This window comes from Nonomuraea sp. K271, from assembly GCF_009908215.1.
GTDB classification, from domain to species: Bacteria; Actinomycetota; Actinomycetes; order Streptosporangiales; family Streptosporangiaceae; genus Nonomuraea; species Nonomuraea longispora.
Genome location: NZ_JAAAHR010000029.1, coordinates 65,387 through 73,040, shown reverse-complemented (window position 1 = coordinate 73,040; position 7,654 = coordinate 65,387). Strand labels below are relative to the sequence as shown.

Here is a 7,654-nt window from a genome sequence, read left to right as displayed (position 1 = left end):
CACCCGGCGGGACCTCGACGGAGGGCATGTCGGCGGGCTGGATGTCCCTGTGGTGCTCGATGACCGTCCTGAGCGCGTCCGGGTTCGGCGGGGTGACGTCCACGGAGACCACATCCCCGCCGTCCCCCGTCCCCGCCGTCGCGCCACCGCCGGGCCGCTGCCCGGACTCGGTTCTGTCAGCGGTCTCGGTGCGGGGAGGCTCGGTGCTGTAGGGAGGTTCGGTGCCGTAAGGAGATCCGGTGCCGTAGGGAGAACCGGTGTTGTAGGGGGTTCCGGTGCCATAGGGCGGCTCGGTGCCGTAGGCGATCTGCACCGTGTAGGCCGGACCGTCGCCGTCTACGTGACGCGGATCCGCACCGTACACGGTCGTCGTCCCGTCACCCCGCTCCGTCGCGTGGCCGAGGTCGGCGACGGCCGTCGTCGCCGACGTATCGGTGGAACCGCCGGCGGACGGCTCGACCGAGGGAGCCGTCGGCGGAATCGTGACCGGTTCACCCTGCTTCCCACGGCCACCCTGATCCCCGGCCCCACGGTCACCCTGATCGCCGGTATCCCTGCTCCCCGTCCCAGGATCACCCCGATCACCGGCATCCCTGTCCCCGGCTCCACGGTCACCCTGGTCACCGGGCGCTCGATCGCCCGTGCCGCCCGGGGTCCCCTCGGTGCCGGGGGTGCAGGTGCCGTCGCCCGTGCTGGGACGGCCGGGGTCGATGGAGCCTGCCGGACCGTCCGGGCGGATGTCGCGTTCGGCCCACTCGCCCCTGCCGTACTCGCCCGCCGGAACCTCGACTCCCGGCATATTGTGCGGCGGGATGTCGCGGTGCTGCTCCACCACGGTCCTCAGCGCGTCCTGGCCGGGCGGGGTCGTGCCGACGGACACCACGTCGCTGCCGTCGTTCGCCCATGCGTTGATGTTGGAGCCGGTGGTGGTGTTGTCGGCCGGCAGCCGGGGCATCTCCGCAGGAGCCACCTTGTCGGTGTTCTCCAGCAGGTCTTCGAGTTGCTCGGCGGTGGGCGGGTCGAGCGGCACCTGCAGCACCTTGACCCCGTCGACCACCACGACCTGCGGTTTGTTCACATCCTGCCCGTCCTGGGGCGGGGCGTCGGACGGGTCGTCTCTTGTACCGGTCTCGGGCTCGGCGCCGCGATCGCGCCTGCTGTCCAGCTCGTCGTCCTTGGGCTGGCCGACGGGCTGATCACCGGCCCTCGCGCCGTCCCCTGTCCGGGGCTCTTCACCGGTACGAGGCTCTTCGCACGTCTTCCCGTCATCCTTCTTGGGAACGTCGGTGTCGCCCTTACCGTCGCCTCTGTCCTGGTCGGCCTTCGGGTCGTCGCCCGTCTTCGGCGGCGCGTCACCGCTCTTGGGCGGGTCATCAGAAGACCTCGGCGGCGCATCCCCCTTCTTCGGCGGCGCGTCACCACTCTTCGGCGGATCGTCGGTCTTCTTCGGCGGCACCTGATCGGGTTTGTCGTCGGCGCGCGGGTTCTCGTACCGTTCCCGATCCCCCCGCACCCCCTTGGGATCGTCGGTCGCGCCCGAGCCCATCCCGGGCGGGTCGGCCCGCTTCTCCAGCACCCCGAGCCGGACGTTGACGTCCTTGACCATGTCGTCGACCGCGTCGGCGATCATGGCCGGCCGGTGGGTGGTCTGGGTGGACAGCCCGGCTCGGCTCATGGTGAGCCGGACCTGGTCCTCGACCTTGCGCATCTGCGAGGCCGCGTGTTTCGCCTCGGCCAGCAGGTCACGGACCAGCTTGGGATCCATGCCGTCGAACTTGCCCATGGGCCACTCCCGACGTCTGATGAGAAACCCGCCACACGGACTGCCGCCGCGGCAGTGGCCGGGAACGACAGCGGGGCGGCAGTCTGATGGGCAGGTTTCTCGATGGCAGCCGCTCCGCGCCTCACCGTAATTTGGCCGGGCCGCCGCCGCAGCCGGAATAAGCAGCCGGTATACGTCAGTCGTCGGTGGCGACGTAGCCGATGATGCCGCGCAGTTTCTCCACCCGGATCGCCCCTCGCCGCAACATCCTGGGCACGGCCGTGGTGAGGTCGAGGATGGTGGAGGGTGTCTGGTCGGTGGTCTTGCCGGCGTCGAGATAGACCGCGACCGACTCGCCGAGCTGCTCCTCGGCCTCCTCGGCCGTGGTGGCGGCGGGCGCGCCGGAGCGGTTGGCGCTGGAGACGGCCATCGGCCCGGTCTCCTTGAGCAGGTCGAGCGCGACCGGGTGGAGCGGCATGCGGACGGCCACGGTGCCCTTGGTCTCGCCGAGATCCCACGAAAGGGCCCTGTTGGCCTTGCAGACGATCGTGAGCGGCCCCGGCCAGAACGCGTCTATCAGGTCCTGCCCGTAAGGCCCCAGGTCGTCTATGAGCGCCGTGGCAGCCCTGACAGTGCCCACCAGCACCGGCGGCGGCATGTCACGGCCCCGGCCCGTGGCGTCGAGCAGCTCGGTGACCGCCGACGGGGTGAAGGCGTCGGCGCCGATGCCGTAGACGGTGTCGGTCGGCAGCACCACGAGCTCGCCGCGGCGTACGGCGGCCGCCGCCTCAGTCAGCCCTTCGGTCCGCTGCTCGAGGTCGGAGCAGACATAACGTTTTCCCACGGTGGTGTCGCCTCGCTCCGCTCGGCTAAGAGCGGCGCTTCCGAGGCCTCCTCCCCTCAACTCGTTCGGTGGCTTCGCTCTCTCTCGTCGTGCGGGAGAAGGTCGGGCCGCTGGCGTGCATCCTAGTCCTGGCCCAGGCGGGCCGTGACGAAGCGGTCTCGTCTGGTGAGATCCTGGCGCAGGCGTACGTCACGCCAGCCGTTGTCCTCGGGGAACGTCAGGTAGACGGCCCTGCCCTGCTCGTCGGCGTGCTCGACGGCCACCCAGCCGCCGGGACGCAGCAGGCGGCGGGCCGTGCGCTCCACCGCGCGCACCTCGCCGAGCCCGTCGTCGCCCGAGCCGAACAGAGCCCGGGTCGGGTCGTAGTCGCGCACCTCGGGGTCGCGCGGGATCGCACCGGGCGGGATGTAGGGAGGGTTGGAGATGACGAGGTCGGCCTTGCCGTTGAGTTCGGGCAGCGCCTCGGCGAGGTCTTCCGGGTGCAGGTGGGTGCGGCCCTGACCGTGCTCGGAGATGTTGCGCTTGGCCCAGGTGTACGCCCCCGGGTCGACCTCGACGGCGTGGACCTCGGACAGCGCCACCTCCTGGGCGATGGAGAGCGCGATCGCGCCCGAGCCGGTGCCCAGGTCGACCACCAGGGGCGCGGTGACGTCCATCGCGCGCAGCGTCTCGATGGCCCAGCCGGCCATCACCTCGGTCTCCGGCCGTGGCACGAACACGCCGGGCCCGACCGCCAGCTCCAGGTAGCGGAAGTAGGCGTGGCCGGTGATGTGCTGCAGCGGCTCGCGGGCCTCGCGCCTCGCGACGCCCTCCCAGAACAGGGCGTCGAAGTCGGAGTCTCTGACCGTGTGGAGCTCGCTCCTGCGCACGCCGTGGACGAACGCCGCGATCTCCTCAGCGTCTGTGCGCGGTGAGGGAACTCCTGCCTCGGCCAGCCGGGCAGTGGCAAGGGCGATCTCGTCCAGCAGAAATGTCATGAGTGTTGTGCGAGCTTCTCCGCCATCTCGGCGTCGATGAGGGCCTGGGTGACGGCGTTGAGCTCACCGTCGAGAACCTGGTCGAGGTTATACGCCTTGAAGCCGACGCGGTGGTCGGAGATGCGGTTTTCCGGGAAGTTGTAGGTGCGTACGCGCTCGGAGCGGTCGACGGTGCGGACCTGCGACTTGCGCTCGGCCTGGGCGGCGGCGTCGGCCTCCTCCTGCGCGATGGCCAGCAGCCGCGCGCGCAGGATGCGCAGCGCCGACTCTTTGTTCTGCAGCTGGCTCTTCTCGTTCTGGCACGAGACGACGACGCCGGTCGGCAGGTGGGTGATGCGGACCGCCGAGTCGGTGGTGTTGACGCTCTGGCCGCCCGGGCCGCTGGAACGATAGACGTCGATGCGCAGATCGTTGGGGTCGATCTCGACGTCGACCTCCTCCGCCTCCGGGTAGACGAGCACGCCCGCGGCGCTGGTGTGGATGCGGCCCTGGGACTCGGTGATGGGCACCCGCTGCACGCGGTGCACGCCGCCCTCGTATTTCAGCCTGGACCACACGCCCTCGTCGCCCTTGGCCCTGATGCCGACCGTCACGTCCTTGTAGCCCCCGAGGTCGGAGGGCTGGCTGTCGATGATCTCGGTTTTCCAGCCGAGCCGCTCGGCGTAGCGCAGATACATGCGCAGCAGGTCGCCCGCGAACAGCGCGGACTCCTCGCCGCCCTCGCCCGCCTTGATCTCCATGATGATGTCCTTGTCATCGTTGGGATCACGCGGGATGAGCAGGTGCCTGAGCCGATCCTCCAACTGGGGGACGCGCTCTTCGAGCTCTGCCGCCTCGGAGGCGAACGTCTCGTCCTCGCCGGCCAGCTCTTTGGCGGCGGTCAGGTCTTCGCGGACCGACTCGAGCTCGCGGTAGGTGCCGATGATCGGCGTGAGCTGGGCGTAGCGCCTGCCGAGGGTGCGGGCCTTGTGCTGGTCGGCGTGCACGGCGGGATCTCCGAGCTGCGACTCCAGCTCGGAATACTCCTTGAGCAACTCGTCGAGATTCACCGTGCGTCCTTCGTCGTGGGTGGGGGCGTCGCAACCGACAACGCCGACCCGGCGCACCGGGGTGCGTCCGGGCCGGCGTCGGTGAAGCTATTTGCCCGCGGCCTTCTTGCCGAAGCGCTTCTCGAAGCGAGCCACTCGGCCGCCGGTGTCGAGGATCTTCTGCTTGCCCGTGTAGAACGGGTGGCAGGCGGAGCACACGTCGGCGTGGATCACGCCGTTCTTCGCGGTGCTTCGCGTGGAAAACGTGTTACCGCAGGAACAGGTCACCTGCGTCACGTGGTATTCGGGGTGGATGTCGCGCTTCATCGCTGTCCTTTCGGGCTGCGGCCGCCGGGTCGCCTTGAACGCATGGCGTGAACCGGAACCGCAAAATGGTCAGCTACCAGTGTGCCAGATCGTGCAACCATCCCAGGCCATCAGGCATTCCCGATCTTTGCGACCAGGCCTCCGCCCTCCGGCGGGAACGCCGAAAGAGGCGGCGGGGAACCCCCGGCCGCCTCTCTCACGCGACGAAGCCCGTCAGTCGCGGTCGTTGCTCACCGTGGTCTTCTGGACCTGCAGCAGGAACTCCGCGTTGGACTTGGTCTCCTTCATCTTCTCCAGGAGCAGCTCGAGCGCCTGCTGCATGTCGAGCGCGTGCAGCACCCGGCGCAGCTTCCAGACGATCTGGAGCTCTTCCTTGGCCATGAGGATCTCTTCCTTGCGCGTGCCGGACGCGTCGACGTCGACCGCGGGGAAGATGCGCTTGTCGGCCAGGGAGCGGTTGAGCTTGAGCTCCATGTTGCCGGTGCCCTTGAACTCCTCGAAGATGACCTCGTCCATCTTGGACCCGGTCTCGACCAGGGCCGTGGCGAGGATCGTCAGCGAGCCGCCGTTCTCGATGTTGCGGGCGGCGCCGAAGAAGCGCTTGGGCGGGTAGAGGGCGGTGGAGTCGACACCGCCCGACAGGATGCGACCGGACGCCGGGGCCGCCAGGTTGTAGGCACGGCCGAGGCGGGTGATCGAGTCGAGCAGGACGACCACGTCATGGCCCAGCTCGACCAGGCGCTTGGCCCGCTCGATGGCGAGCTCGGCGACCGTGGTGTGGTCTTCGGCGGGACGGTCGAAGGTCGAGTGGATGACCTCGCCCTTGACCGACCGCTGCATGTCGGTGACCTCTTCAGGCCGCTCGTCCACGAGCACGACCATCAGGTGGCACTCGGGGTTGTTGCGGGTGATCGCGTTGGCGATGGACTGCAGCACCATCGTCTTGCCGGCCTTGGGCGGCGAGACGATGAGACCGCGCTGGCCCTTGCCGATCGGCGACACGAGGTCGATGATCCGCGTGGTCAGGATGTTGTGCTCGGTCTCCAGGCGCAGGCGTTCCTGCGGGTAGAGCGGCGTCAGCTTGTTGAAGTCGGGCCGGTTGCGGGCCTGCTCGGGGTCCATGCCGTTGACGGTGTCGAGGCGGACCAGAGCGTTGAACTTCTCGCGCCGCTCGCCCTCGCGGGGCTGGCGCACGGCGCCGGTGATGACGTCGCCCTTGCGCAGGCCGTTGCGGCGGATCTGGGCGAGCGAGACGTAGACGTCGTTGCTGCCGGGCAGGTAGCCGCTGGTCCTGACGAACGCGTAGTTGTCGAGGATGTCGAGGATGCCGGCGATCGGGATGAGCACGTCGTCGTCGCCGATGACCGGCTCGCCGCTGTCGAAGCGGTCGCGGCCACGGCCACGGTTGCGCTCCCTGAAGCGGCCCCTGCGTCCGCGCCCGCCACGCTCGTCGTCGTCGCCGCCGCGCTGGTCGTTGCGCTGGTCGTTGCGGTTGCCCAAGTCGGTGCCGCGCTGGTCGCCACGGCCGCCGTCGCGCCCGTCACGGCCGTCACGGCCGTCACGACCCCCGTCGCGGCCGCTCTCGGAGCGGTCGCCTCCGGATCGGTCGTTGCGGTCTCCGCGGTCTCCGCGGTCTCCACGGTCACCGCGGTCACCGCGGTCACCGCGGTCACCGCGGTCACCGCGGTCACGCCGCTCACCCCGGCTGCGGCGCTCGCGACGGCTCTCGCCGCGCTCGGAACGCTCGGGACGTGTGTCGTTCTGGCCGGCTTCCACGGGCTGCGCCTGCTGCTGCTCGACGACCGGCTCGGCCGGGGCGGCGACAGGCTCGGGCGCGGAGGAGGCCACGGGGCTCGCGGCGCTCGCGGCCGCGGCCTCCGCGGCGGCGGCCTGCGGGGCGGGCTCTTCCGCGGTCTTGCGCGACCGCTCTCTGCGCGTCCGCGTGGGCCGCTCCGCGGCGGGCGCCGTCTCCGCCGGGGCCGAGGCGGAAGCCTCGGACGCGGCTGCGGGAGCCGATGCGCCTTCTCCGGAACCGCCACCCTGCTTCTCCTGGATGGCCGCGATGAGCTGGCTCTTCCGCATGCGTCCGGTCCCGCTGATGCCCAGCTCGGCCGCCATCTTCTGCAGCTCGGGCAGCACCTTGGCGGACAGGCCGGTGCCGGAGCGACGCGCACGCGGCTTGGCCGGGGCGCGGGTGGGGGTGTCGCCGGACGCTGGCTCAGCGCCTGATGCGTCGGAGAGGAGTTCGGTGGTGTCGCTCAACTAAAAGGTCCTTCCCAGGGGTCGGGCGCCGGTTTTGTTCTGCCGGGCGTCCCGGAGGTGCTTGCGATCCGGCGGGACAGACCGGGTCGGGGTGCACTCTGCGATCTTCGGCTGTCGCTGGAGACGGCCGCCACTCTTGGGGAGGGGCTCGTCCAGGCCGCCACAGGACCGTGGCGCGTGGCTGACACCCCCCAGATTGCTGTCGCCAACCAGATGTCGAGATGATTCGAACGCGCAGGTCCCCGTCGTCGCCACCTCACGTTGAGCCAACCGGGTGTGGGCCAACCGGAGGCAACGGATTCCGGGGAGACAGCCGCGCTGCTCACGCCTCGCGACGTGAAGCATGATGCAGCGATGTGTGGCTGACAAGCACGCACCCACCAAGGGGGCATCTGGTGCGGCTATCAGCCTAACATCACCAGCGCACACGGCTATTCCCTGAAGGTCTAAAGAG

Annotated in this window: 5 protein-coding genes and 1 pseudogene; all 6 read right to left on the bottom strand. The window is 69.9% G+C overall.

The genetic code is table 11. The features are described 5' to 3' along the window. Positions 1 to 1,783: pseudogene (locus GUY59_RS13420) on the bottom strand (hypothetical protein); the annotation flags it as partial. A gap of 175 nt (positions 1,784 to 1,958) precedes the next feature. Further along, complete coding sequence (locus GUY59_RS13415; protein WP_161714524.1) at positions 1,959 to 2,606, bottom strand: L-threonylcarbamoyladenylate synthase; 648 nt, start codon at positions 2,604 to 2,606, stop codon at positions 1,959 to 1,961. Between the two features lie 122 nt (positions 2,607 to 2,728). Then, positions 2,729 to 3,583 (bottom strand): peptide chain release factor N(5)-glutamine methyltransferase, encoded by an 855-nt coding sequence (gene prmC / locus GUY59_RS13410; RefSeq protein WP_132334083.1) that lies wholly within the window; start codon positions 3,581 to 3,583, stop codon positions 2,729 to 2,731. Further along, entirely contained in the window at positions 3,580 to 4,632 is a 1,053-nt protein-coding gene (gene prfA / locus GUY59_RS13405; protein WP_138200042.1) for a peptide chain release factor 1, read from the bottom strand. Before prfA ends, prmC begins: the two co-directional genes overlap by 4 nt. Positions 4,633 to 4,719: 87 nt before the next feature. Then, positions 4,720 to 4,938 carry a 50S ribosomal protein L31 gene (gene rpmE / locus GUY59_RS13400; RefSeq protein WP_138200041.1) on the bottom strand — a complete coding sequence of 73 codons (219 nt, stop codon included), beginning with the start codon at positions 4,936 to 4,938 and terminating at the stop codon, positions 4,720 to 4,722. Positions 4,939 to 5,151: 213 nt separating this feature from the next. After that, on the bottom strand, positions 5,152 to 7,200 hold the full coding sequence (rho, locus tag GUY59_RS13395; protein WP_138200040.1) for a transcription termination factor Rho: 2,049 nt from the start codon (positions 7,198 to 7,200) through the stop codon (positions 5,152 to 5,154). Positions 7,201 to 7,654: the final 454 nt, after the last annotated feature.